This window comes from Variovorax boronicumulans NBRC 103145 (assembly GCF_001591345.1).
GTDB lineage: Bacteria > Pseudomonadota > Gammaproteobacteria > Burkholderiales > Burkholderiaceae_C > Variovorax > Variovorax boronicumulans.
This window is the reverse complement of sequence record NZ_BCUS01000045.1, coordinates 1-23,501: the sequence shown is the minus strand read 5'-3', so window position 1 is coordinate 23,501 and position 23,501 is coordinate 1. Positions and strand designations below refer to the sequence as shown.

Genomic DNA, 23,501 nt, shown 5'->3' with positions numbered 1-23,501 from the left:
CTTCGCGAGTCCTACAGCACGCACCGTCCCTCGCCGACACCCGCGCGCCGATGGGCGGCCGATGCTGGGTCATCGCCAACCACAAGGAGCCCTCGCGTGAATTCCATCATCTACATCGTCGGTCTGGTCGTGGTCGTCGTGGCCGTGCTGTCGTTCTTCGGCCTGCGCTGAAACCTGCCGACCGCGCGTCCTTTCTTTTGCTGCACGCGCAGCGCAACGGGGCCGTTCGCGGCCCCGTTGGCCGTGCGCCGGGCCTCGCGAAGCGCCGGGCATAATTTGCGCGCCCCGCCCCTGCATTCCTGCGCCGGGGCGTCATTGGCGAAGAAGAAGGGACCCTGTTGACCACCACCGCACTGCGCGAACCTGCTTTCCCGGATGCGGTGATCACCGAGGCGGTCCGATGGACCGAACAGAACGGCCCGCTCGACGACGCGTCGGCCCTTCGCACCGCGGCCTCGCGCGCAGCCGACGGCCCCACCCGCATCGTTGAACGCGCCCGCCAGCTCGGCGAGCGCATGGGCCTGCAGGCCGAACTCGCGCGCGGCCGGCAATGGGCGCCGTGGGTGCTGCTGGCGCTGGTGGCGCTGGTCGTGATCGCGGGGCTGGGCCTCGCGGGCCAGGTGGTCGGCGGCAACGACCGCCACATCAACGTGATCGTCGCGCTCGTCAGCTTGCTGGGCCTGCATGCGCTCACGCTGCTCTTGTGGCTGGCCGGCCTGTGGCTGCCGTCGGGCACCTTCGGCACGGCCTCACTGGGCTGGCTGTGGCTGTCGCTCACGGCGCGGGTGGCGGGCGGCCAGCGCGGCCAGGCGCCGCAGCTGGTGCGCGCGGCCACGGGGCTGCTGACACGTGCGCGCCTGCTGCCCTGGGCCTTCGGGCTCGTGAGCCACGGCATCTGGGCGCTGTCGTTCGCCGTGGTGCTGGCCGCGATGCTGTTCGCCCTCGCCTTTCGCAGCTACACGCTGAGCTGGGAAACCACCATCCTCGAGCCCGCCTTCTTCGTGCGCGTGGTGCAGGCACTGGGCTGGCTGCCGGCACAGTTCGGCTTTCCGGTGCCCGATGCGGCCACCGTGCAATCGGCGGCGCCAGTCGCTGCGGCCCAGCGCACCTGGGCGCTTTGGCTCACCGGCTGCATCGCGGTGTACGGCCTGCTGCCGCGCCTGGCGCTGGTGCTGCTGAGCGCCGCCGTCTGCCGCCACCGTCGCCCGGCCCTGCAACCCGACTGGCAGGCGCCCTACTACCGCAAGCTGCTGGCACGCTTCGCCGCGCTGGCGCCGCCCGCCATCGTGGATGCCGACCCGGGCCGCGCGCACCCCGCCGCGCCCACCGGCCTGCCGGCTTCCGAGCAGCACGACGGCCTGTTCGTCGTCGGCTTCGAACTGCCGCCCGACCTGCCCTGGCCGCCTGCCGGCCTGCCGGCATCGGCGGTCCGCATCGACGGCAGCGCCCCGGCGCGCCGCGCAATGCTCGACCAGCTCGCGCAGGTCCACCCGCGCACCGTGCTGCTGGTCTGCCATGCGGCCTCGAGCCCCGACCGCGGCACCGAGCGTTTCCTGCGCGAGGTGCTGGCGCATTGCGGCGAATGCCGCCTCTGGCTGGCCGACGCGCCCAACGCCGCCGCCACGCAACGCTGGCGCGACTGGTTGCGCGACGCCGAGCTGGCCCACGTGGTCGCGAGCGACCGGCTCGATGCCGTCTTCACGGAAGGCACCGCCACCGCATGACCACCCCGACTCCGATCCGCATTGCCGTCGTCGGCCACACCAACGCGGGCAAGACCTCGCTGCTGCGCACGCTTACGCGGCGCGTGAATTTCGGCGAGGTGTCGCAGCGCCCGGGCACCACGCGCCATGTCGAGTCGGTCGATCTCGAGGTGAACGGCCAGCCGGCCGTGCGCTTCCTCGACACGCCGGGCCTGGAAGACGCGGTCGCGCTGCGCGAGCACCTGGCCGGCCTCGACGCCGCCCAGCAGGCCACGCCGCCCGAGCGCATCCGCCGCTTTTTGCAGGGTCCCGAGGCGCAGGGCGTGTTCGAGCAGGAGGCCAAGGTGCTGCGCGCGATGCTCGACATCGACGCCGCCTTTCTCGTGATCGACGTGCGCGAGCCGGTGCTGCCCAAGTTCCGCGACGAGATCGAACTGCTGAACTCCTGCGCGCGCCCGGTGCTGCCGGTGCTCAACTTCGTGCGCGACGCCGCCAGCCGCGAGCCGGCCTGGAAGGAACTGCTCTCGGCCTACGGCCTGCACGTGCAGGTGCGCTTCGATGCGGCGGCGCCTTTCGTGGGCGCCGAGCACGACCTCTACAACGACCTGGCCACCCTGCTGCGCGACCGCCGCGACGCGCTGCGCGGCGTGGTCGACGCACTCGACGCCGAGGCCGACGCGCGCCGCCAGTCGGCCTGCACGCGCATCGCGGACCTGCTGGTCGATGCCGCGTCCATCCGCCGCACCGTGCCCGCCGCCGAGTTCGCCGACGCCACGCGCCGCCAGGCGCTGGTCGCCGGCGTGCAGAAGGACGTGTTCGACAAGGCCCAGCGCTGCACCGACGACCTGCTCGCGCTCTACGGCTTTCGCCAGGGCGACGCCGACGAGGCGCCGCTGCCGATCATCGAAGGCCGCTGGACGCTCGACTTCTTCAACCCAGAGGCGATGAAGGACGCGGGCCTGCGCCTGGGCAAGGGCGCGGTCATCGGTGCCGCCGTGGGCGTGGTGGCCGACCTCGCGGTGGCGGGGCTGTCGCTGGGCGCAGGCGCGGCACTGGGCGGCGCCATCGGCGGCGCGGTGTCGCAGGGCTGGGGCCCGCTCGGGCGCAAGCTGGCCAACAAGCTGCGCGACATGCACGAGCTCACGGTGGAAGACAGCGTGCTGTTCACGCTCGCGGCATGGCAGCTGCAGCTGGCGCAGGCACTGGAGCGGCGCGGCCATGCGGCCGTCGAGCGCATCCGGGCCGAGGCCCCGTCGGCGGACGAAGACGACACGCTGATGCGCGCTGCCGCCGGTGCCGTGCGCGCCGTGCAGCCCGCGCGCAGCCATCCCGAATGGGAATCGACCGGCGCCCTCACGCGCAGCTTCTGGCGCCCCGCGCCGCAGCGCGAGGCGCTGGCGGGCACGCTGTCGAGCGAACTGCGGCGCGCCTTCGACGCCTGAAGCCGGGCTTCAACCCGCCACTTGCTCGGGCGTGACCTTGGCAAGCGACTTGTCGACGAACGCCCCCAACCGCGTCTGCACTTCCCCGCCGGTCTGCACCACCGCCGCCATCAGCGACTCGGCGAACATGCCGTCGGTGGCCGACATGTCGGCGATGCGGCTGATCGACGTCACCATCGCGTAGTTCGACAGCGCCGCGTTCTTCGCCACGCGCTTGGCCAGCACCATCGCGGCGCGCAGGCTCTCGCCGGGTGCGGCGATCTCGTGCGCCAGGCCCAGCGTCTTGCCGGCGCGGGCGTCGAGCACGCGGCCGGTGAGCATCATCTCGACCATGCGGCCCGGCGTGATGATGCGCGCCACGCGCACCGTCGCGCCGCCGCCCGTGAAGATGCCCTTCTGCCCCTCGGGCAGCGCGAAATAGGTCGACGGGTCCGCCACGCGCACGTGCGTGGCCGCCGCCAGCTCCAGCCCGCCGCCGACCACCGCGCCATGCAGCGCCGCAACCACCGGGATGCCGCCGTACTGGATCTTGTCGAAGGTGCTGTGCCAGCGCTGGCACACGCGCATGAAGTCGACCGCCGTGCGTTCCTTGTCGTGGTGTTCCTTGAGGTCGAGCCCGGCACAGAAATGCGGCCCCGCGCCGGTCAGCACCACGGCCTTGGCCTCGCGCGGCAGCGCAGAGAACACGGCGTCCAGCGCGGCAAGCGTGGCCTCGTCGATGGCGTTGCGCTTGGCGGGACGGTTCAGGGTCACGACGGCGACCTCTTCGTCCATGTGCAGGGTGACGTTCCGTTCGATCACGGCAGGGCTCCTTGGGTTATTGCGGATTCCGCCACCGGAATGGGGCGCTTCAGGGCTACGATAGCCTTGGGCGTCGCGCCATTGCTTGCAGATCGCGCCCATTCATTTGCAGATTCCGCCAACCGTCGTTTGAACTCGTTATGCCGCCAGAGCGCGCCACCGTCGCCGTCAGCTTCCTGCAGCACCTGCTGAGCGGCGCGCGCCGCCAGCTGAGCCCGCGCGACATCGACCTGCTGGCCGCGCAGGCCGGCCTCTCGCCGCAGCTGCTGCGCCAGGACGGCGCGCGCGTCACGCGCGAGCAGTTCGTTCGCATGTACGAGTGCGTGTCGCTCTTCATGGGCGACGAGATGCTGGGCCTGTGGTCGCGCCCGATCCGCGCCGGCGCGCTCAAGTACCTCGGGCTCAGCCTGCTCGACGCGCCCTCGCTCATGGTCGCCATGTACCGCTTCACGCGCTTCTGGAACCTGCTGCTGGACGACCACCGCCTGCGCATGACGCGCGCCCACGGCGTGGCCACGATCGCCATCGCGCCGCACCCCGAAGCCGCCGCGCGGCCCACCACGCCCTTCGGCCATGCGCTGATGGTCAAGCTGATCCATGGCGTGGCCTCGTGGCTCATGGGGCGGCAGCTGCCGGTGCTGGGCGTCGGCTTTGCGTTCCCGCGCCCGGCGCGCTTCGACGAGTACGCCAACCTGTTCCCGGGCCCGCTGCAGTTCGAGCAAGACACATCTTCGGTGCGCTTTGCCGAACCGGTGCTGCGCCAGACCTTCCAGCGCACGCGCGCCGAGCTGCTCGACTTCGTGCGCCGCGCGCCCGACGACTGGATCTTCGTCACCTTCGACCACGACACCACCAGCGCCACGGTGCGCGAGTTCGTCGCCGCGCACCTCGCCTCGGACGCCACGCTGGGCGCGGCGGCGCGCGCGGTGCACATGTCGGAGCGCGCACTGTCGCGCCAGCTCGCGGCCGAGGGCACCAGCTTTCGCGCACTGAAGGAAGAGGTGCGGCGCGACCTCGCGATCCAGCGCCTCGTGAAGACGCGCGAGCCCATCGACCGCATCGCCGCCTCAGTCGGCTTCGACAACACGCCGGCCTTCCACCGCGCCTTTCGCACGTGGACCGGCAGCACGCCGCGCGGCTACCGGCAGCGGGCCGGTTAGTTCGCTGCGTCGGCCAGCGCCTGCAGCTTCGCGAAGTCGCCCGGCCGTGCGCCCATCTGCTCGGGCGTGGAGCGCTTCGTCACGCGCTCCAGCAGCGGCAGGCGGTTGACCGGCTGCACCGTCATGCCCTTGCCGCGCAGGAACTGCTCGTCTTCCAGCTCGCTGGCGATCACGCCGACGTTGGTCCACTTGGCCGTGTCGGCCAGCGTCTTCTCCACCATCGCCTGCTGCGCCGGCGTGAGGCGGGCCCAGGCGGCCTTGCCGATGACGATGCCCAGCGTGTCGTAGATGTGGCCCGTGAGCTGCACGTATTTCTGCACCTCGTACAGCTGCTTGGCGCGCACCGTGCCCATCGGATGCTCCTGCGCCTCGACCTCGTTCTTCTTGAGTGCGCCGTACAGGCTGTTGAACGGCAGCGACACGGGCTTGGCGTCGAGCGCGGTGGCAAAGAGCTGGTAGGCCGCGGCGTCGGGCACGTACAGGCGCAGGTCGCGAAAGTCTTCGGGGCGCTGCAGCGGCTTGCCCGAGGTCACCTGCCGCGCGCCATAGTAGACCGACGCGACCATGCGGTTGCCGCTGCGTTCGTTGTAGCCCTTCATCAGGTCCGCGAGCAGCGGGCTCGCGAGGTACTTGCGCACGTGGTCCAGGTCCTTGAAGGCGAAGGGATAGCTGCCCAGGCCCAGCGGCGGATAGCCCTCGGCCAGCGTGGCCTGACCGACGTAGGCGATCTGTAGGGAATCGTTGGCGAGCATCAGCGCGTAGTCGCGCTCCTGCCCCAGCTTCGAGGCGGGCACCACCTCGATCTTGATCTTGCCCTCGGACTGCTCGGCGATCTTGCGCGCCGCCAGTTCGGCCTGCTGGTGAAAGATGCTCGCGGGCTCGTAGATGTGGCCCCACTTGAACTGCTGCACTTGCGCACAAGCGACAGCGGCGCTCCCCATGGCGACGCACAGGACAGCAGCCCGGCGCCACGACATCAAACGTTTTTTCATCGGCAGTCCCTCACGGTGAGAAGGCCCGCCGGCGCGGGTGCGCCAAAGCACGCGGCGGGTGTCGGGAACGCATCCCGGCCGCTGAATGTAAACATTTGCAACCAAAATCCAGACAGGGTTTGCCCGGTCACGGGGCAGTCATGGCCCTTCCCTAGCATCCGCGTGCGCCCGACGCGCCCACTTCCTCACCGCACCTCATGTACCCCGGCGAACGACTCAACGGCTACAGCCACCTGTTCGGCCTGCTGCTCGCGCTGCCGGCGGCCGCGTTGCTGCTCGCCAAGACGCTGCCCACGGGCGACCCTGCGCGCATCGCGGGCGGGCTGGTGTTCTCGCTCTCGGCCGTGGCACTGTACGCGGCCTCCACGCTCTTTCACAGCACGCGCGGCCGCAGCAAGCGCCTGTGGGAACGCGCCGACCACTGCGCGATCTTTCTGCTCATCGCGGGCACCTACACGCCCTTCGCGCTCGTCACGCTGCAAGGCCTCTGGGGCTGGCTGCTGCTCGCGGCGATCTGGAGTGCGGCGTGCTTCGGCATCTGGCGTGAACTGAAACCCGCTTCGGCCGACGCGGCGAAGAAGCCTTCGCTGCCGCTGTACATCGGCATGGGCTGGCTCGGCGTGCTGGCCGCCGCACCGCTGGCGGCCAAGCTGCACGCCACCGGCCTGGCCTGGCTGGTCGCGGGCGGCGTGCTCTACACGGTGGGCACGGTGTTCTATCGCAACCGGCGGGGGCTGCGCCACGCGCACGGCGCCTGGCACCTGTTCGTGCTGGCCGGCACCACGAGCCACTACGTGGCCGTGGGGTGGTTCGTGCTCTGAAGCCTGCTTCCTACAACGGCTGGAGCTTCGCGGTCTTCATCATCCGCTCGGTCAGCTCCATCTCGCTCGCGAAGCCCTGCACGTAGGCCTCGGTCGTCGACGGGCTCACCTCGCTGCCCAGCTCGGTCAGCGCAGCGATCACCGACGGCTGCTTCAGCGCCTGCCCGAACACCTCGTAGATGCGCGCAGCGATCGCGTCGGGCGTGCCCGCCGGCACCGAGACGCCGCCCCACGACGTGAGCTCGACGCCGCGCAGCCCCAGCTCGGCCAGCGTCGGCACCTGCGGCAAGGCCGCGTTGCGCTTGGCGCCGGCCACGCCCAGGGCGCGCAGCTTGCCGCCCTGCACGTGCGGCAGCGCCACCGAGAAGATCGGCATGCCGAAGTTCACCTGGTTGCCCAGCACCGCGTTGACGATTTCCGACGCGCCCTTGTACGGCACGTGCGTGGCCTGCACGCCCGCCGCCTGCAGGAACAACTCCACGCCCAGGTGCGAGGGCGTGCCGACGCCACCCGAGGCGTAGTCGAGCTTGCCGGGGTTGGCGCGCGCACGCGCCACGAGTTCCTGCAGGGTCTGGATGCCCGAGCCCGCATTCACCACCAGCAGCACGTCGGAGGTGGTGAGCCGCATGATGTGGCGGAAGTCCTTGAGCGCGTCGTAGCCGGGGTTCTGCTGCATGCGCATGTTGGCGGCCATGGGCGCGCTGGAGTAGATCCAGGTGTAGCCGTCGGGCGCGGCGCGCGCGACCTGGCGCGCGCCGATGTTGCCGGCCGCGCCGCCGCGGTTCTCGATGACGACCGGCTGCCCCAGCAAGGGGCCGAGCGCTTCCGCGAGGATGCGCGCGGCGTTGTCCGGGCCGGTGCCGGCCAGGTACGGCACGACCCACTTGACCGGGCGGGTCGGCCGCCAGGCGGAGGCGTTCGCGCCCGCTGCGCGCGCGATGGCCGGCAGCAGCGCCGAGGCAGCGATCGCACCGCACAGCGCGCGGCGATGGGCATTGATGAGCGTCATGGCTTGTCTTGTCTCCTGATTGTCTGGTTCGGCCTCAGGCCGCGTCGCCGATCAGCTCGCGCGCGATGATGTTCTTCTGGATCTCGCTCGTGCCCGTGAGCACGCGGTACATGCGCAGCATGCGGAACAAAAACTCCACGCGCCGCCCCTGCACGATGCCTTCGCCGCCGTGGATCTGCACCGCCGCGTCGGCCACGCGGAACGCGGCCTCCGAGCAGAACAGCTTGGCCATCGAGGCCTCGGCGCGCGGGTCGCCGCCGGCGTCGATCTGCCGCGCGGTCGACAGCATCAGCGCGCGCGCCGCGCACAGCTGCGTCGCCATGTCGGCCAGCGAATGCTGGATCGCCTGGAACTGCGCGATGGCGCGGCCGAACTGGCGGCGCGTGCGCGCGTAGTCGCGTGCGTCCTTCAGCGCCACGGTCGCCAGCCCCACCATGCCCGGGCAGTGCAGCAGCCGGTTGACCGTGATGCGCCCCAGCGCCAGCGCCAGCCCCTTGCCGGGCTCGCCGATGAGGTTCGCGGCCGGCACGCGGCAATCGGTGAGCACGATGTCGCCCGTGGTCGACTGGCCCGCCATGGTCTTGTAGCCCGCCTGCACCTCGACGCCCGGCAGCGTCAGGTCGACGAAGAACGCCGTCACCTCGCGGCGCGCCGGATCGTCCGAGGTGGACGCCATGAGCACCGCGAGATCGGCAAACGGCGAGCCCGAAATGAAGCGCTTGCGCCCGTTCAGCACATACACGTCGCCCTCGCGCCGCGCCTGCGTCTGCACCGCGCCGGCATCGGAGCCGGCCTCGGCTTCGGTGAGCGCGAAGCAGATCGCCTTCTCGGCCTGCGCCACGGGACGGATGAACTGCGCCATCTGCTCCGGCGTCGCGAACTTGGCCAGTGCGCCGACGCGCGGCGGCCCGCTGAGTTCGCCGAACACATGCGGCGCGAGCGGCGAACCGCTGGCGTAGATCGATTCCTTCACCAGCACGTGGTCGAGCAGCGACAGGCCCAGGCCGCCCATCGCCGGCGGCAGCGTCATGCCGTAGAAGCCCATCGCGTGCGAGCGGCGCCAGACGTGGCGCAGCGTCTCCCTGTCGGGGCCGTGCTCGTGGTCGATGCCCTTCTCGCGCACCAGGTCGGCCAGTTCGCCGTTCAGGAAGTCGCCGATGCGGGCGATCAATTCGGCCGCGCGCGACGAGCCCTCGAAGGGGCCGTCGAACAGCGGCGCGCGGATGGCCGAAGCCTCGGTAGGGGCGGCGGAAGGGGTCAGCGTGGTGTCCATGTCGTTCTCTTCGCTCTTGTTCAATTGACGCGCCGCGCGTGGCCGGCCCAGTACGGCGTCTGGATCGCCTTGCGCGCGACCTTGCCGTTGGCGTTCTTCAGCAGCGACTCGACGAACTCGATGCGGCGCGGCCGCTTGAAGCCCGCGAGCCGCGCGGCGCAGAAGTCGTCGAGCCCGGCCGTGTCGGGCGAGGCGCCCGGCTTCAGCACGATGTGCGCGGCCACCGCCTCGCCCCACTTGTCGTCGGGCACGCTGAACACGCAGGCCTCGGCCACCGCCGCATGCTGGTACAGCACGGCCTCGACCTCCGAGGGGTACACGTTGAAGCCGCCGCTGATGACCATGTCCTTCTTGCGATCGACGATGTAGATGTAGCCCTCGTCGTCGGCGCGCGCGAGGTCGCCCGTGTGGTAGCGGCCCTCTTTGAGCACCTCGGCCGTGAGTTCGGGCGCGCGCCAGTAGCCGGCGAAGATGTCCTCGCCGCTCACCACGATCTCGCCCACCTCGCCGGGCGCGACCGGCCGGCCTTCGTCATCGACGATCTCCACCAGCGACTCGAGGAACGGCCGCCCGCACGAGGCCAGCCGCTCGGGCATGGCGGCGCGCGCGAACAGGTGGTCTTCCACCGAGAGGCCGCACACGCCCGAGGTGGTCTCCCCCGCGCCGTAGCCCTGCGACAGCACGGGGCCGAACACGTCCATCGCCTGCATGATCCGCGCGGGCGCCATCGGCGCGGCGCCGTAGCCCAGGCGCTGCAGGTCGGGCAGCGGCCGGTAGCGGCCCTGCAGCTCGGCCAGCAGCATGTTGATCATGGTGGGCACCATGAAGGTGTGGGTCACGCGCTCCTTCTTCATGTCGTCCAGGAAGCGCGCGGGCTCGAAGCCCGTGAACAGGCGGATGGTCGCGCCGCTGCACAGCGCCGGCACGATCTGCATGCCCGAGGCGTGCGTGATCGGCCCCACCAGCCCCAGCAGGTCGCCGGGGCGCAGGCCTTCGCTGCGCGAGAGGAACTTGCGCAGCTGGGCCAGCCGGTTGCCGAAGGTCTGCATCGCGGCCTTGAGCACGCCGCTGGAGCCCGAGGTGTAGTGCAGCACGGCCAGCTCGTCGGCACGCACGCGCTCGCAGGTGAAGGCGTCGCTCGCGCGTGCCAGCTGGCTTTCGTAGGAAGCGGGCGTGCCTTCGGCCGCGTCGAGCAGCAGTAGCTTCGGGGCCGCGCCCTTCAAGAGCGGCAGGAAGGTCTCGGCGCGCGCGGCGGTGGTGACGATCAGCGCGGCGTCGCTGTTCTCGATGACCTCGGCCACCTCGACCGGCGCGAGCCGCGCGTTCATCGGCGCCTTCACCAGCGCGGCCTTGTAGCAGGCCAGCTCCAGCTCGACGATCTCGACGCAGTTGGGCAGGTACACGCCCACGCGGTCGCCGCGCTGCAGGCCGAGGCCGCGCAGGGCGTTGGCCAGGCGGTTGGCGCGCCGGTCGAGCTGTTCGTAGGTGCAGGCGCGCTGCGGGCTGGTCACGGCGATCTGCCGGGCATGCAGGCGGGCGGCGCGGGATGCGAGTTCGCCGACGTTGGCGACCTCGGGCGAAAGTGAGGGCAAGTTGTCTCCTTGAGGCCGGTGCCTGTGCACCGTGGGGAGAACTTTCGCAAACAACGCCGCCGCACAACAAATACCGATTGCTGATGCGCGGCCATCACAAAAGATGATGGCCTCGGCGCACGGCACCGCCGTGCGCGATGGCTACGCCTTGCCGTCGCCCAGGAACTGCGCGTCCCAGCGGCCCGAGGCGATCATCGATCGCGCCTCGTCGGCCAGCGCCTGCCTCACGACCTGCGTGGCCGCGTCGGGCGCCTTGCCCGCTGGCGTGGCCAGGTGGTAGGTGCGCGCCAGCTCGGGCTCGACGATGCGTGCAATCAACCAGTTCGGCTGATCACCCGGCCCGTCCGCGAGCGCGCAGGCGGGCGTGACCGTGAAGCCCGCGCCCGCCAGGTAGAGCGAGCGCAGCACGCGCGCCGAGTCGTGCTCGTGCACCACGTTGAGTTCCACGCCCACCGCCTCGGCCGCCGCCTCGACGCGCTGGCGGATGCTGAAGCGGCGCGACTGCAGCACCAGTGGCAGGTTCGCGGCGCGCGCGAAAGGCACCGTGGGACGCACCGGTGCGCCCTTCTTCGCGCGCCCACCCTTCGCGCTTTTTCCGAGCAGTGCCGCCACCTCTCCTTTGGCATCGAAGCCGCAGAGGAACATGCCTTCGCGCACGAAGGGACGCACGTCCAGCCCTTCAACGCTCGGGGTGTCGACCAGCAGGCCGATGTCGGCGCGGCGATCGACCATCGCCTTGCGCACCATCAGGCTCAGGTCGTCGATCACGAACACGCGGATGCGCGGGTGCGACTGCTTCAGCCGCGCCAGCACCGGCCCGAGCAGCAACGAGGCCAGCAGGAACGGCACCGCCACCGTGACCGAGCCCTCGGGCCCGTCGGGCGCGCGCTGCAGCCGCTCGCGCATGGCCGCGGCATCCGACAGCAGGCGCCGCGCGTCCTGGTACAGCTGCAACCCGGCGGCCGTGGGCGTGACGCCGACGTGCGAGCGGTCGAACAGCTGCGTGCCAAGTTCGGCCTCGAGCTTCTTGATCTGCGCGGTCAGCGCGGGTTGCGCCACGTACAGCGACGCCGCGGCGCGCGACAGGCTGCCGGCTTCGAGCACCGCGATGAAATAGCGAAGAGACCTCAGGTCCATGGGGCGACGGGGAAAGATGGGGCGCCCATTGTGGCCCCGTCGCCGACTCAGCCCGCGAGGGCCCTCACTGCGATGCGCGTGGCCTCGGCGACCACGTCGTTGCGGTTCTTCGCGTCCTTGTCGGGGAAGGTCAGGTAGACCGACAGCACCAACGGCGCGCCCGACGGCGGCCACAGCACGCCGACGTCGTTGGTGCTGCCGTACGAACCCGCGCCGGTCTTGTCGCCCACACGCCAGCCTTTGGGCACGCCGGCCAGGAAGCGCTCGGTGCTGGTGGTGTTGCCGAGCAGCCATTCGCGCATCTGCTCGCGCTGCGGCGCGCCGAGCGCATCGCCCAGCGCCAGCCGCTGCACGGTCTCGGACATGGCCGCGGGCGTGGTCGTGTCGCGCGGATCGCCGGGAATGGCGGTGTTCAGCTCGGGCTCGGTGCGGTCGAGGCGGAAGGTGGTGTCGCCGATGCGCCGCGCAAAGGCCGTGACGGCGGCCGGCCCGCCCAGCACCTTCAGCAGCAGGTTGGCGGCGGCGTTGTCGCTGTACTGCATGGTGGCGGCGCACATCTCGTTCACGGTCATGCCGGTGGCGAGGTGCTTCTCGGCGACCGGCGAGTGCGACACCAGGTCGCCCTTGCCGACGCTGATGCGGCGCCCGAGCAGGCTGGCGTCGGTCGCGCTGCGTTCGAGCACGGCGGCGGCGAGCACCAGCTTGAAGGTGCTGCACAGCGGAAAGCGCTCGTGTGCACGGTGCTGCAGGCGCGCGCCGCTGCCGGTGTGGAAGCCCGCCACGCCCAGGCGCCCGCCGCAGGCGCGCTCGAGTTCGGCGAGCTGCGTTTCGGCGTCCGACTGCGCGCCCTTCTTCGGCCATGCGCTGCAGGCGCCGGCGAGCGGGGTCACGGCGGCGGCGAGCAACAGGGTGCGGCGCTGGATCAGAGGGTTCATGTGCGTGCGTCTTTCTTTTCGCGAGTGGATGGAATGAAAGGCATCGTAGGAGCGCAGCCCCCGCGCTTCCAGCGCCCGGTGCGCGCACGGCGTCCCGGGTGTATCAGGTGTAACGCCATTTAGATCATTCAACCTTCAGGTTGAATTTTCTTCGGGGCCGATCTATATTCAACTTCATGGTTGAACTTGAAATCGAAGACGAACGGCTCGACGCCGTGTTCCACGCCCTGGCCGACAGCACGCGGCGCACCATGCTGCAGTTGCTCGCGCAGGGCGAATGCAGCGTGGGCGAGCTGGGGGCGCCGTTTCGCATGTCCTTCGCGGGCGCCTCCAAGCACGTCAAGACGCTGGAGCGCGCGGGGCTGGTGTCGCGCACCGTGCAGGGCCGCGCGCACGTGTGCCGGCTGGAACCGGCGGCGCTCGCCACGGCCGATGCGTGGCTGCGCGCGTACGAAGTCTTCTGGAACCACCGCCTGGACGCGCTGGCGGATGCGCTGCGGCGCGATGCCCACGACGACGGCCACAGCCGCGCGTGAGCGCCTTCTCTCCCCTCATTCACCCAAGGAGCACCGACCCATGACCACGACCTTGAAGCACAGCCTGGGCACGCAGACCGAGCCCGGCACCCTGCGCATCGAACGCATCCTGCCCGGCCCCATCGACCGCGTGTGGACCTACCTCGTCGATCCCGAGAAGCGCCGCAGCTGGCTGGCTGGCGGCACCATGGCGCAGGCACCCGGCGCGGTGTTCGAGCTGCGCTTCCAGCACACCGAGCTGTCGGGCGAGGTGGCGCCCGAGCGCTTCGCGGCCTACCGCGAGACCCACGTGCAGCACTCGCGCGTGCTGCGCATCGAGCCGCCGACCCTGCTGGTCATCAGCTGGGGCAGCGAGCGCGAGGACGCGTCCGAAGTCAGCTTCGAACTGTCGCCGCAGGGCGCGCAAACAACGCACCTGGTGCTCACGCACCGCCGCCTGCCCGACCGCAAGGAAACGCTGAGCGTGGCCAGCGGCTGGCACGCGCACCTGGGCGTGCTCGACGAGGTGCTGCACGGGCGCGCGCCGCAAGGCTTCTGGACCCAGCTGGAGGCCGCCGAGGCGGCCTACGCGACGCACATCCCTTGAAGGCCGTCGGGCGGTGTCAGGCCCGGCGGGCGGGCTGCGAAGGCGCGCGGCAGGGCTGCACGCGGACCGCGCGGCTGATCACCTGGCGCTGCTCGCGTGCGCTCTTGAGCAGGCGCTCGGCCGCGACCCTGCCGTGGGGCACCGGCGCGCCCTCGCCCATTTCCGACACGGCCACGAACACCGTCTGCCCGCCTTCGAGCACGGCCTGCGTCTTCGGTTGCGACTTGCCCGCGTACAGCGGCGCATCGTCGATGTAGGCCTCCAGCGAGTGCGCGCCCGGCGCCACGCACAGGCGCGTGAAGCCGTTGGGCATCAACGCGGCGTGGAACTCGCCGTCGACATACACATGCGCCGCGCCCGTGCTGGGCGTGGACGTGGCGCGGCGGAAGAACACGACCTGCGCCAGCTCGGGCACCACCGCGGGCGCGGGCCGGTACACCGCCCCCTTGCGCGCGGTCGTGGCCGACACCGCGACAGGCACGGCCATGTTCATCGGTTCGGAAGGCGGCGGCATCGGCGGCAGCGGCACGTACGACGTGACCGCGACGGGGCCGCAGCCCGCGACCAGCGTGGAGGCGGCAAGCAGCCAGCGGCCCGCGCGCAGGCGGGGATGGAAGGAAAGGAATCTGGACAAGGACATGGCGTGCTTCGAGCGCCTTCGAGAAAAAAGGCAGCCATCTGGCGAAGAGAAGGAAGAGCGGGCCGGCCGGAAAACGGCCAGCGCTCAGGGAACGAAGCACTCTAGGAAAAAGCGCCGAGGCAGGCCATCGGACGAATCCGAAAGCAGTGAGCGATGGCGTGGGCCCGCGCTGAAAACGCGGGCCCGGCGGCGCACCAGCTCAGGCCGCGCGCAACCGGCGGGCCGCGATGCGCACCGGCATCGACAACAGGATCTGCGCCATGCTCTTGCCCAGCGGGTCGGTGCGCAGCGAGGCCATGCCGCCGCCGCCCAGCGCCGCTTCGCAGACGAAGTTGAAGGCGCCGATGCCGGGCAGCTCGTAGCGCGTCACCTCGCCTTCGACCAGGTGCGCCATGTAGGCGCGCACGGCCTGCGCGCTGAGCTGCTCGCGCAGCACGGGCAGGTAGTGCGGCTCGCGCGCGAGGATGCCGATGTTCGAGACGTCGCCCTTGTCGCCGCTGCGGCCATAGGCCAGGCGGATCAGCGGCACCTCGAGCCATTCGTCGTCCGTGTCCGGGTCGGTGGCGTCTGCCTGCGGCGCCACCTCATCGGCCATGGCGACCTGCGCCGCCTGCGCCCTCACGGCCACGGGCCACGACTCGCCGGCCATCTCGACCACGGGCTTGAACAGCGCCTTGTCCACGAGCAGCGGAAACTGCCGGATCGACAACGCCACCGACGGCCGCCCACCGCCCAGGCCGGTGGTGCCGGGCGCCCACGAGGTGCCGGCCGCCGAGATCTCGCGCGCGAAGAGCTCGAGCGGCGCCTTGTCCGCGTGCGTCACGGCCACGCGCAGCACCGCCTGGCGCGGCGGCTGGGCGGTGGCGTGCGGGCCGTAGCACTGCTCGGCGCCCAGCACGTCGATGTGGGTGGCCGAGAAGTCGGCCCAGCCGCGCTGCGCGAACAGGTCGCGCGTGCGGCGCAACATGGCTTCGCCGCTGCGCTGCGCCTTGGCGGCGGCGTCGAAGCCGACGATCAGCTGCTCGGCGTTGCAGCGGTAGCCCGCGGCGTAGGTGGCCGTGACCTTGTAGCGGCCCGCGGGCGCACGTCCGCGCGCGCCCGAGACGCGCACCCGGTCCGCGCCCACGGCCACGATCTGCACGGTGCGAAAGTCGCAGGTCACGTCGGGCAGCAGGTAGGCCGCGGGGTCACCGATCTCGTACAGCAGCTGCTCGCCCACGGTGGCGCGGCTCACCAGCCCGCCGGTGCCGGGCGGCTTGCCGACGACGAAGCTGCCGTCGGCCGCGCATTCGACCACCGGGTAGCCGATGCGGGCCCAGTCGGGCACCTGCTCCCAGTCGGTGTGCAGCCCGCCGGTGGCTTGTGCGCCGCATTCGATGATGTGGCCGGCCAGGCTGCCGCCCGCGAGGCGGTCCCAGTCGTCGTCGGCCCAGCCGAATTCGTGCATCAGCGCGCCGAGCGTGACGGCGCTGTCGACGCAGCGGCCGGTGATGACGATCTGCGCGCCGGCATCGAGCGCCCGCGCGATCGGCACGGCGCCCAGGTAGGCGTTGGCGCTCACGAGGCGCTCGGGCAGCGGTGCGCCCGTGCTCATGTGGCCGATGCCCTGCGCACGCAGCGCTTCGGCATGCGGCAGTGCGTCGTCGCCAGTGACCACGGCGATGCGCGGCGCGAGCCCCATGCCGGCCGCCAGGTGCGTGAGCGCGGCGGCGCAGGCGCGCGGGTTCACGCCGCCGGCGTTGGCGATCACGCGGATGCCTTGGCGCATCACGTCGGGCAGCACGGCGGCCATGGCGGTGGTGACGAAGTCGGTGGCGTAGCCGGCGTCGGGGTTCTTCAGCTTCGCGCCGGCCAGCAGCGACATCGTGAGTTCGGCCAGGTAGTCGAACACGAGGTAGTCGATGCCGCCGTGCGCCACGAGCTGCGGCGCGCCGGTGCTGCTGTCGCCCCAGAAGCCCGAGGCGCCGCCGATGCGCACGGTCTTCTGCTGCGTGTGGGGGCTGTTCATCGCGCGGCTCATTCGGGCTCGATGCCGGCGGCGCGGATCACGCGGCCCCACTTCTGCGACTCGGCGGCCTGGAACTTCGCGAGCGCCTCGGGCGTGCCGGTGGCGGCCTCGCCGCTGGAGATGGCCTGGTAGGCGACGATGGCCGGCGAGGCCGACACCTTCACCAGCATCTCGTTGAGCTTGCGCGTGACGGCCGCGGGTGCGCCCGGCGGCAGGTAGACCGCCGTCCAGTACGACATGTCGTAGCCCTTCACGCCCGCCTCAGCCACGGTCGGCAGCGCGGGCACGGCGGCCAGGCGCTTGTCGCCGCTCACGGCCAGCGCGCGCAGCTTGCCGCTCTTGACGTGCGGCAGCGCGGTGGGCGCGTCGGCGAACATGAAGTCGACCTGCCCGCCCAGCAGGTCGGTGATGGCCATCGGGTTGCTCTTGTAGGGCACGTTCACCATGTCGATGCCGGCCATCTGCTTGAGCAGCTCGCTCGCCACGCGGCTGGACGAGCTGCCGCTGCCGAAGTTGAGCTTGCCCGGCGACTTCTTCGCCGCCGCCACGAGGTCGGCCACCGACTTGATCGGCGAATCGGCCCCCACCAGCAGCAGCATGTGGCCCTTGGACAGCAGCGCGACGGGCGTGAAGTCCTTCACTGGGTCGTAGGGCAGCTTCTTGTACAGGTGCTCGTTGGCGGCGTGCGTGGTGTTGGTGGTCATGAGCAGCGTGTAGCCGTCGGGCGCGGCCTTCGCGACGTACTGCGCGGCCAGGAAGCCGCTGGCGCCGGCGCGGTTCTCCACGATCACCGGCACCTTGTACTCGGTGGTCAGGGCCTGCGCGATGCTGCGTGCCTGCTGGTCGGTGCCGCTGCCGGCCGCGAAGGGCACGACGACGGTGAGCGGCTTGGCGGGGTAGTCCTGCGCGTGGGCAGGTGCCGCCGCCGCGACCGCGAAGGCCAGGATCGCGCCGAGGCGGAAGATGGAAGTGCGCATGGGTGATGTCTCCGGTGGGATGTAGTTCTTGAAACGGGAAAGGATGCGGTCGCTCAAATGCTGTCGCGCTGCGGCACCGGCGGCGCACCGAGCGCCGCGTTGTGCTCGCCCAGCCGGGGCGCGACCGCGCGGTGCGCGGGCCGCACGCCGTCGATGGACATCGGCAGCGCCGTGAGGCGAAAGTTCTCGCCCGGCACCGCTTGCAGCATGCCCAGCGCCTCGACCTGCGGATGCGCGACGGCTTCGGGCACGGTGTGCACCGGCGCGCAGGGCACGCCGGCGGCGGTGAAGCGCACCATCCAGTCGGCGCGGGTGCGCGCGCGCAGCAGCGGGCCGATCTCGTCGAACAGCGCCGCCTTGTGCTGCAGCCGCTGCCGGTTGCCGGCAAAGCGCGCGTCGGTGGTCCAGTCGTCGCGCCCGAGTTCGTGCGCGAACTTGGCGAAGAGCCGGTCGTTGCCGCAGCAGATCAGCAGCGGCGCATCGGCGGTATCGAAAGATTCGTAGGGCACGAAGCCCGGGTGGCCCGATCGGTGGCGCTCGGGCAGCCGGCCTTCGTTGACGTAAGCATCGGCCTTCTGGCCGGTCCAGACCAGCGCGGTCTCCAGCAGCGAGGTGCTCACCACGCCGCCCCGCCCCGTGAGGTGACGCCGTTGCAGCAGCGCCAGCGCGCCGATCACGGCCCACATGCCGGTGCCCTGGTCGCAGACCGAGGCGCCGGTGCGCATGGGCGGATCGTCGGGCCCGCCGTTGATGCTCGACAGCCCACTGAAGGCCTGGATCAGCGGCTCGTAGCCCGGTTGCATGCGCAGCGGGCCGGTGTGGCCGAAGGCCGAGATCTCGCAGTAGATGAGCCGCGGATGGCGCGCGCACAGCGACGGGCCGTCGATGCCCATGGACTGCGTGACGCCGGGGCGCAGGTTGTGGATGAGGATGTCGGCGCCGGCCGCCAGGGTCTCGAAGGCGGCCATGCCCTCTTCGCTCTTCAGGTCGATGGCGACCGAGCGCTTGCCGCGGTTGAAGACGTGGAAGTTGAGCGCGTCGCCGTGGCGAAACGCCGGGCCCATGTGGCGCGCGTCGTCGCCGCCCTCGACGCGCTCGAGCTTCACGACGTCGGCGCCGAGGTCCGCCAGGATCGCGCCCGCGAAGGGCCCCGCCAGCACCTGTCCGAGCTCGAGCACCCGGATGCCTTCCAGAATTTTGGTGTCCATGTCACGCGGGCGCGGGGCCCCTTGTCTCCGTGTATCGAATGCGCCAGTCTCGGCGTCGCGCATTGATCTGTGAAGAACAATATTCCTATATCTGTGATAACTTGGATGGATCAATCCACAGCCACTCCGGGAAGGCCGCGTCCGTGCGAGTCGACATCACGCTGCAGCAGCTCGAGGCCTTCGTCGAAGTCGCGAAGACCACCAACTTCCGCGCCGCCGCGCAGGCCCTGCACGTGTCGCAGCCGGCGCTGAGCCGCACGGTGCGCATCGTCGAAGACCTGGTGGGCGCGCGCCTGTTCGACCGTGACACGCGGCACGTCGAGCTCACGCCGGCCGGGCGCGAGCTGCTGCCGATTGCGCTGCGCATCCTGGAGAACTTCAACAGCTCGTTCAGCGAGCTGTCGCAGTTCCTCGAAGGCCGCAGCGGCCACCTCACCATCGCGGCGCTGCCCTCGACCGGCGTGGCGCTGCTGCCCGGCGCCATCGCCGAGTTCCGCCAGCAGCATCCGCAGGTGCAGTTCTCGCTGATCGAAGGGCCGGCCGAGGCGGTGCGCGCCGCGGTGGACGAAGGCCGCGCCGACTTCGGCCTCAGCGTGCGCCCCGGCGCGCACGAGCCCCTGCTGTACCGCCACCTGCGCGACGACCCCTTCGTGCTGCTGTGCCGGCGCGACGACCCGCTGGCCGCGCGCGCCTCGGTGTCGTGGTCGGTGTTCGCGACACGGCCCTTCATTGCGAGCAGCTTCCAGAGCAGCATCCGGCCGATCACCGACGCCGCCTTCCTGCAGCGCGGCCTGCAGGTGCAGCCCGCGCTCGAATACCCGAGCGTGGCCGTGGCGGGCGCGCTGGTGGCGGCCGGGCTGGGGCTCACCGCCCTGCCCCGGCTCGCGCTGCAGCTGTCGCAGAACGACGAGCTGGCCACCGTGCCGCTGCAGCGCCCGCTGATGTCGCGGCCCATCGGGCTGGTCACGCGCGCGGGGCGCTCGCCCTCGCCCGTGGGCCGTGCCTTCATGGACCTGCTGCACCGTCGGGAATCGTCCCGGCGCTGACCGGCGCACGGTGCGCTGCGGCATGATCGACGCCATGCACAGCACGCCCCCGTATCCCCTGGTCATCGTCAAGGTCGGTGACACCCATGACGCGCTGCGCGAAGGCCGCGGCGACTTCGAGCACTGGATCGCCGACGGCCTCGGCACGCAGACCCTGCCCCTCGTGGTGGTCGACCCGCGCCGCGGCGACACGCTGCCCGCGCCCGGCCAGGTCGCGGGCGTGGTCGTCACCGGCTCGCACGCGATGGTGTCGCACCGCGAGCCCTGGAGCGAAACCACCGCCGCCTGGCTTGCCGAGCTGGTCGCGCGCGACACGCCCGTGCTCGGCATCTGCTACGGCCACCAGCTGCTCGCGCACGCACTCGGCGGCGAGGCCGGGCACCACCCGCAAGGCCCGGAGGTGGGCACGGTCACCGTCACGCTCGACGCGGCCGCCGCCGGCGACGCACTGCTGGGCGACCTGCCCGCGCAGTTCCCGGCGCAGGCGATCCACTGGCAGAGCGCGCTGCGCCTGCCCGAGGGCGCGGTGAAGCTGGCCCACAGCGCGCACGAACCCGTGCACGCCTTCCGCGTGGGCGCGCAGGCCTGGGGCCTGCAGTTCCACCCCGAGTTCGACGCCCGGACCATGGGCGGCTACATCGAGCTGCTGGCCCGCGACCTCGCCGCGGACGGGCTCGACGCCGCGGCGCTGCGCGAAGGCGTGCGCCCCACCGACGCGGCGGCGGGCCTGCTCGGGCGCTTCGCACGGATCGTCGAGGCCAAGGCGCAGCCAGCCGTCTGAGCGCGCCGACGGGGCGTCGGCGCGCGACTACAAAAAGCGGGCCCCGCTTGGGTTAAGGTGCGGTTCCTTTCGCAGCTTTCCCCGCCTCATGACCACGCCTTCGTCCCCGCCGGCCCGCAAGCACTTCTCGATGATCCGCGGCTTTCACCTGGCCGATGTGTTCACGCTCGGCAACGCGGCCTGCGGCGTCGGGGCGGTGTTCTTCGCGATGGCCTTCATGCGCAGCCAGTCGCTCGCCCACTTCTACTGGGCCGCGGCGCTCGCCCCGGCCGCCTTCATCTTCGACGTGCTCGACGGCCGCATCGCGCGCTGGCGCCAGACCCAGTCGGCGCTCGGACGCGAACTCGACTCGCTGGCCGACGTGATCTCTTTCGGCGTGCTGCCCGCCGCGCTCGGCTTCGCTGCCGGCCTGGACGGCGGCTGGGACTGCGCCGTGCTCATCTACTTCGTCGGCTGCGGCGTGAGCCGGCTCGCGCGCTACAACGTGACGGCCGAGGCCCTCTCGGCCGGCGCCGACAAGGTGAAGTACTTCGAAGGCACGCCGATCCCGACCAGCGTGGTGCTGGTGGGCGTGCTGGCCTACGCGGCCTCGAAGGGCGCCCTCGGCGCCAACGTGTGGGGCGGCGCCTGGACGCTCGGCCCCTGGCAGCTGCACCCGCTGGTGCTGCTGTTCGCGCTCTCGGGCACGCTGATGATCAGCAAGACCCTGCGCATTCCCAAGTTCTGACAACCCGCCCATCTCACCCACCTGACAAAGGGGACCCCGCATGGCGATGAAGCTGTATTTCGACCCGCGCAGCCGTGCGCAGGTCGCCAAGTGGATGCTCGACGAAGCCGAGGTCGACTACGAGATCGTGCCCACCCTCATCCGGGAGGGCGCCCACAAGCGCCCCGAGTTCCTGAAGATCAACCCGGCCGGCAAGCTGCCCGCGCTGGTCGACGGCCGCACCCGCATCTTCGAGAACGCGGCCATCTGCATGTACATCGCCGAGAAGTACCCCGGCAAGCGCCTGGCACCTGCCGTGGGCACGTCCGAGCGCGGGCGCTACCTGTCGCTCATGGTCTATTCGACCGCGCAGCTCGAGCCCTCGATGGGCGACAGCCTGCTGAAGATCAAGAGCAACAACAGCGCGCGCGGCTGGACCGATTTCGAGCAGGCCAAGGACGCCGTCGAACGCGAACTCGGCGACGGCCCCTACCTGTTCGGCGCCCAGTTCACGGCCGCCGACGTGATGATCGGCTCGATGCTCATCTGGCACCGCGCCTTCGGCGGGCGCACCAACCGCCCGAAGCTCGACGCGTACATCCACAGGCTGCAGGCACGGCCCAAAGGCATGAAGTTCGGTTGAAGTAAGCGGCAAGGCGTGCCGCGCTGGCGACAGTGCGCGGCGGAGGTTCATCCTCTAATCGGTCCCTCTTTTTCGACCCTTTTCCCACCTCACGCCCGCCCCATGACTTCGAACACCTCGCGCTCCCGGTTCTCGTTGACGGCCCTCTCCCTGGGCCTGGTCGCCCTGCTTGGGGCCTGCGCCAGCACGCCGCCGCCCGGCAGCCGCAGCGTGAGCATCGAGCGCACCACCTTCGGCATCGCGCACATCACGGCGCCCGACTACGAAGGCCTGGCCTACGGCACCGCCTACGCGCATGCGCAGGACAACGTCTGCCAGACCGCCGAGCACCTGCTGACGCTGCGCGGCGACCGCGCGCAGTTCCTCGGGGCGCAGAACACCGGCGACTTCGGCCTGGGCCGCATGCCCAACGCGCAGATCGACCTGTTCGTGCGCTACCACATGGACGACGCGGCGCTGGCCCGCGCGGCGGCCACCACCAACGACGAGGTGAAGGCCGCGCTGCGCGGCTACGTGGCGGGCTACAACCGCTACCTGCAGGACGCGGGCCCCAATGGCCTGCCCGAGGCCTGCCGCGGCAAGCCGTGGGTGCGCCCGATGACGGCCGCCGACCTGGCGCGCGCCACCGAGCAATCGATGATCCAGGGCGGCCTGGGCGCACTGGCCGGCGCCGTGCTGGCCGCCGTGCCGCCCGCACCGGGCGCCAAGACCGGCGCGGCGCCGGTCGCGCTCGAGCAGGCGGTGGCCGAGATCGGCCGCCACAGCTTCAACGCCAACCCCGAAGGCGGCGAGCTGGGCTCCAACGGCTGGGCCTTCGGGCGCAACGCCACGCCCGACGGCAAGGGCCTGCTGCTGGGCAACCCGCATTTCCCCTGGAACGGCACCAACCGCTTCTGGCAGATGCACCTGACCATTCCCGGCCAGCTCGACGTGATGGGCGCCACCGGCGGCCTGAGCCCGGTGGTGTCGATCGGCTTCAACAAGGACGTGGCCTGGACCCACACCGTGTCGACCGGCAAGCGCTTCACGCTGTACGAACTCAAGCTCGACCCCAACGACCCGACCGTGTACTGGGTCGACGGCCAGCCGAAGAAGATGGTCGCGCGCACCGTCGCACTGCCGGCCGCCGCCACGGCCGGTGGAGCGCCCGTGCAGCACACCTTCTACGCGACCGACTGGGGCCCCGTGGTCTCGCTGCCGCGCGCCGGCCTGGGCTGGACCGCCCAGAAGGCCTACGCGATCCGCGACGCCAACACGCTCAACGTGCGCTCGGCCGAGAGCTGGATGAAGATGGGCCGGGCCCGCAACGTCGCCGAACTGCGCGCCGCCATGGGCAACCAGGGCATCCCGTGGATCAACACCCTGGCGGCCGACCGCGAAGGCAACGCGATGTACGCCGACCTGTCGGTGGTGCCCGACGTGTCGGCCGAGATGCTCAAGACCTGCGCGCCCTCGCCGGCCGCCGCCGCGCTGCTCAACGCCGCCGGCCTGCCCGTGCTCGAGGG

At 71.2% G+C, this 23,501-nt stretch carries 22 protein-coding genes; 11 read left to right on the top strand and 11 right to left on the bottom strand.

Translation table 11 applies throughout. The features are described 5' to 3' along the window. The first annotated feature begins 338 nt into the window (after nt 1–338). A complete protein-coding gene (locus tag VBO01S_RS14970; RefSeq protein WP_062475628.1) occupies nt 339–1,724 on the top strand; it encodes a DUF2868 domain-containing protein in 1,386 nt (461 codons plus the stop codon). After that, on the top strand, nt 1,721–3,145 hold the full coding sequence (locus VBO01S_RS14965) for a GTPase/DUF3482 domain-containing protein (RefSeq protein ID WP_062475626.1): 1,425 nt from the start codon (nt 1,721–1,723) through the stop codon (nt 3,143–3,145). Before VBO01S_RS14970 ends, VBO01S_RS14965 begins: the two co-directional genes overlap by 4 nt. Nucleotides 3,146–3,154: 9 nt before the next feature. On the opposite strand, the gene VBO01S_RS14960 is transcribed toward VBO01S_RS14965, so the two are convergent. Continuing rightward, complete coding sequence (locus VBO01S_RS14960) at nt 3,155–3,946, bottom strand: crotonase/enoyl-CoA hydratase family protein (RefSeq protein ID WP_255221122.1); 792 nt, start codon at nt 3,944–3,946, stop codon at nt 3,155–3,157. A 140-nt stretch (nt 3,947–4,086) separates the two neighbouring features. Here VBO01S_RS14960 and VBO01S_RS14955 point away from each other — a divergent pair, with 140 nt between their 5' ends. Next, entirely contained in the window at nt 4,087–5,106 is a 1,020-nt protein-coding gene (locus VBO01S_RS14955; protein WP_062475623.1) for an AraC family transcriptional regulator, read from the top strand. Here the strand turns inward: VBO01S_RS14955 and VBO01S_RS14950 are convergent. Further along, nucleotides 5,103–6,098, bottom strand: coding sequence for a sialic acid TRAP transporter substrate-binding protein SiaP (locus VBO01S_RS14950; RefSeq protein WP_062475620.1), 996 nt, complete (start codon nt 6,096–6,098; stop codon nt 5,103–5,105). The genes VBO01S_RS14955 and VBO01S_RS14950 overlap by 4 nt on opposite strands. Before the next feature lie 197 nt (nt 6,099–6,295). On the opposite strand from VBO01S_RS14950, the gene trhA reads away from it, so the two are divergent. Next, complete coding sequence (gene trhA / locus VBO01S_RS14945) at nt 6,296–6,919, top strand: PAQR family membrane homeostasis protein TrhA (RefSeq protein WP_062475619.1); 624 nt, start codon at nt 6,296–6,298, stop codon at nt 6,917–6,919. A gap of 10 nt (nt 6,920–6,929) precedes the next feature. On the opposite strand, the gene VBO01S_RS14940 is transcribed toward trhA, so the two are convergent. The 5 genes from VBO01S_RS14940 to bla all read right to left on the bottom strand — a co-directional run bounded on the left by VBO01S_RS14940 (nt 6,930) and on the right by bla (nt 12,865). Further along, nucleotides 6,930–7,928 carry a tripartite tricarboxylate transporter substrate binding protein gene (locus VBO01S_RS14940; protein WP_062475616.1) on the bottom strand — a complete coding sequence of 333 codons (999 nt, stop codon included), beginning with the start codon at nt 7,926–7,928 and terminating at the stop codon, nt 6,930–6,932. Nucleotides 7,929–7,962: 34 nt separating this feature from the next. Next, complete coding sequence (locus tag VBO01S_RS14935; protein ID WP_062475683.1) at nt 7,963–9,201, bottom strand: acyl-CoA dehydrogenase family protein; 1,239 nt, start codon at nt 9,199–9,201, stop codon at nt 7,963–7,965. Nucleotides 9,202–9,221: 20 nt separating this feature from the next. After that, nucleotides 9,222–10,793, bottom strand: a complete 1,572-nt coding sequence (locus VBO01S_RS14930) for an AMP-binding protein (RefSeq protein ID WP_082818148.1) — start codon at nt 10,791–10,793, stop codon at nt 9,222–9,224. A gap of 141 nt (nt 10,794–10,934) precedes the next feature. Next, entirely contained in the window at nt 10,935–11,930 is a 996-nt protein-coding gene (locus VBO01S_RS14925) for a LysR family transcriptional regulator (protein ID WP_062475611.1), read from the bottom strand. 47 nt (nt 11,931–11,977) lie between these two features. Beyond that, nucleotides 11,978–12,865 carry a class A beta-lactamase gene (bla, locus tag VBO01S_RS14920; RefSeq protein ID WP_062475609.1) on the bottom strand — a complete coding sequence of 296 codons (888 nt, stop codon included), beginning with the start codon at nt 12,863–12,865 and terminating at the stop codon, nt 11,978–11,980. 176 nt (nt 12,866–13,041) lie between these two features. Between bla and VBO01S_RS14915 the strand changes: the two genes are divergently transcribed. Both VBO01S_RS14915 and VBO01S_RS14910 read left to right on the top strand, forming a co-directional pair. Continuing rightward, nucleotides 13,042–13,401, top strand: a complete 360-nt coding sequence (locus VBO01S_RS14915) for an ArsR/SmtB family transcription factor (protein ID WP_062475607.1) — start codon at nt 13,042–13,044, stop codon at nt 13,399–13,401. 40 nt (nt 13,402–13,441) lie between these two features. Then, nucleotides 13,442–13,987: an SRPBCC family protein gene (locus VBO01S_RS14910; protein ID WP_062475605.1), complete on the top strand. Its 546-nt coding sequence runs from the start codon at nt 13,442–13,444 to the stop codon at nt 13,985–13,987. Nucleotides 13,988–14,003: 16 nt separating this feature from the next. Here the strand turns inward: VBO01S_RS14910 and VBO01S_RS14905 are convergent, their stop codons facing one another. The 4 genes from VBO01S_RS14905 to VBO01S_RS14890 form a co-directional block, all read right to left on the bottom strand. After that, a complete protein-coding gene (locus tag VBO01S_RS14905; protein WP_062475603.1) occupies nt 14,004–14,627 on the bottom strand; it encodes a hypothetical protein in 624 nt (207 codons plus the stop codon). Nucleotides 14,628–14,826: 199 nt separating this feature from the next. Then, complete coding sequence (locus VBO01S_RS14900) at nt 14,827–16,635, bottom strand: acyclic terpene utilization AtuA family protein (protein ID WP_062475680.1); 1,809 nt, start codon at nt 16,633–16,635, stop codon at nt 14,827–14,829. Between the two features lie 8 nt (nt 16,636–16,643). Then, nucleotides 16,644–17,612 carry a Bug family tripartite tricarboxylate transporter substrate binding protein gene (locus tag VBO01S_RS14895; RefSeq protein WP_062475601.1) on the bottom strand — a complete coding sequence of 323 codons (969 nt, stop codon included), beginning with the start codon at nt 17,610–17,612 and terminating at the stop codon, nt 16,644–16,646. Nucleotides 17,613–17,665: 53 nt separating this feature from the next. Continuing rightward, on the bottom strand, nt 17,666–18,820 hold the full coding sequence (locus VBO01S_RS14890) for a CaiB/BaiF CoA transferase family protein (protein ID WP_062475599.1): 1,155 nt from the start codon (nt 18,818–18,820) through the stop codon (nt 17,666–17,668). 143 nt (nt 18,821–18,963) lie between these two features. Between VBO01S_RS14890 and VBO01S_RS14885 the strand changes: the two genes are divergently transcribed. From VBO01S_RS14885 to VBO01S_RS14865, 5 genes are all read left to right on the top strand, one after another. After that, the gene (locus VBO01S_RS14885) at nt 18,964–19,866 is read left to right on the top strand and encodes a LysR family transcriptional regulator (protein ID WP_062475596.1); all 903 of its coding nucleotides are present in this window, start codon (nt 18,964–18,966) and stop codon (nt 19,864–19,866) included. 34 nt (nt 19,867–19,900) lie between these two features. Continuing rightward, complete coding sequence (locus tag VBO01S_RS14880) at nt 19,901–20,647, top strand: glutamine amidotransferase (protein ID WP_062475677.1); 747 nt, start codon at nt 19,901–19,903, stop codon at nt 20,645–20,647. Between the two features lie 88 nt (nt 20,648–20,735). Next, nucleotides 20,736–21,374 carry a CDP-alcohol phosphatidyltransferase family protein gene (locus VBO01S_RS14875; protein WP_062475593.1) on the top strand — a complete coding sequence of 213 codons (639 nt, stop codon included), beginning with the start codon at nt 20,736–20,738 and terminating at the stop codon, nt 21,372–21,374. A gap of 40 nt (nt 21,375–21,414) precedes the next feature. Further along, nucleotides 21,415–21,996, top strand: coding sequence for a glutathione S-transferase family protein (locus tag VBO01S_RS14870; RefSeq protein WP_062475589.1), 582 nt, complete (start codon nt 21,415–21,417; stop codon nt 21,994–21,996). 102 nt (nt 21,997–22,098) lie between these two features. Next, nucleotides 22,099–23,501 (top strand): penicillin acylase family protein (locus VBO01S_RS14865; RefSeq protein WP_174543665.1); only part of this gene is annotated, 1,403 nt, incomplete at its 3' end.

Coding starts and splice junctions, on each gene's coding strand:
- VBO01S_RS14955 (WP_062475623.1), top strand. CDS start 4,087: ATGCCGCCAGAGCGCGCCACCGTCGCCGTCAGCTTCCTGCAGCACCTG.
- VBO01S_RS14950 (WP_062475620.1), bottom strand. CDS start 6,098: ATGAAAAAACGTTTGATGTCGTGGCGCCGGGCTGCTGTCCTGTGCGTC.
- bla (WP_062475609.1), bottom strand. CDS start 12,865: ATGAACCCTCTGATCCAGCGCCGCACCCTGTTGCTCGCCGCCGCCGTG.
- VBO01S_RS14910 (WP_062475605.1), top strand. CDS start 13,442: ATGACCACGACCTTGAAGCACAGCCTGGGCACGCAGACCGAGCCCGGC.
- VBO01S_RS14900 (WP_062475680.1), bottom strand. CDS start 16,635: ATGAACAGCCCCCACACGCAGCAGAAGACCGTGCGCATCGGCGGCGCC.
- VBO01S_RS14870 (WP_062475589.1), top strand. CDS start 21,415: ATGGCGATGAAGCTGTATTTCGACCCGCGCAGCCGTGCGCAGGTCGCC.
- VBO01S_RS14895 (WP_062475601.1), bottom strand. CDS start 17,612: ATGCGCACTTCCATCTTCCGCCTCGGCGCGATCCTGGCCTTCGCGGTC.
- VBO01S_RS14875 (WP_062475593.1), top strand. CDS start 20,736: ATGACCACGCCTTCGTCCCCGCCGGCCCGCAAGCACTTCTCGATGATC.
- VBO01S_RS14880 (WP_062475677.1), top strand. CDS start 19,901: ATGCACAGCACGCCCCCGTATCCCCTGGTCATCGTCAAGGTCGGTGAC.
- VBO01S_RS14890 (WP_062475599.1), bottom strand. CDS start 18,820: ATGGACACCAAAATTCTGGAAGGCATCCGGGTGCTCGAGCTCGGACAG.
- VBO01S_RS14905 (WP_062475603.1), bottom strand. CDS start 14,627: ATGTCCTTGTCCAGATTCCTTTCCTTCCATCCCCGCCTGCGCGCGGGC.
- VBO01S_RS14935 (WP_062475683.1), bottom strand. CDS start 9,201: ATGGACACCACGCTGACCCCTTCCGCCGCCCCTACCGAGGCTTCGGCC.
- VBO01S_RS14925 (WP_062475611.1), bottom strand. CDS start 11,930: ATGGACCTGAGGTCTCTTCGCTATTTCATCGCGGTGCTCGAAGCCGGC.
- VBO01S_RS14965 (WP_062475626.1), top strand. CDS start 1,721: ATGACCACCCCGACTCCGATCCGCATTGCCGTCGTCGGCCACACCAAC.
- trhA (WP_062475619.1), top strand. CDS start 6,296: ATGTACCCCGGCGAACGACTCAACGGCTACAGCCACCTGTTCGGCCTG.
- VBO01S_RS14915 (WP_062475607.1), top strand. CDS start 13,042: ATGGTTGAACTTGAAATCGAAGACGAACGGCTCGACGCCGTGTTCCAC.
- VBO01S_RS14940 (WP_062475616.1), bottom strand. CDS start 7,928: ATGACGCTCATCAATGCCCATCGCCGCGCGCTGTGCGGTGCGATCGCT.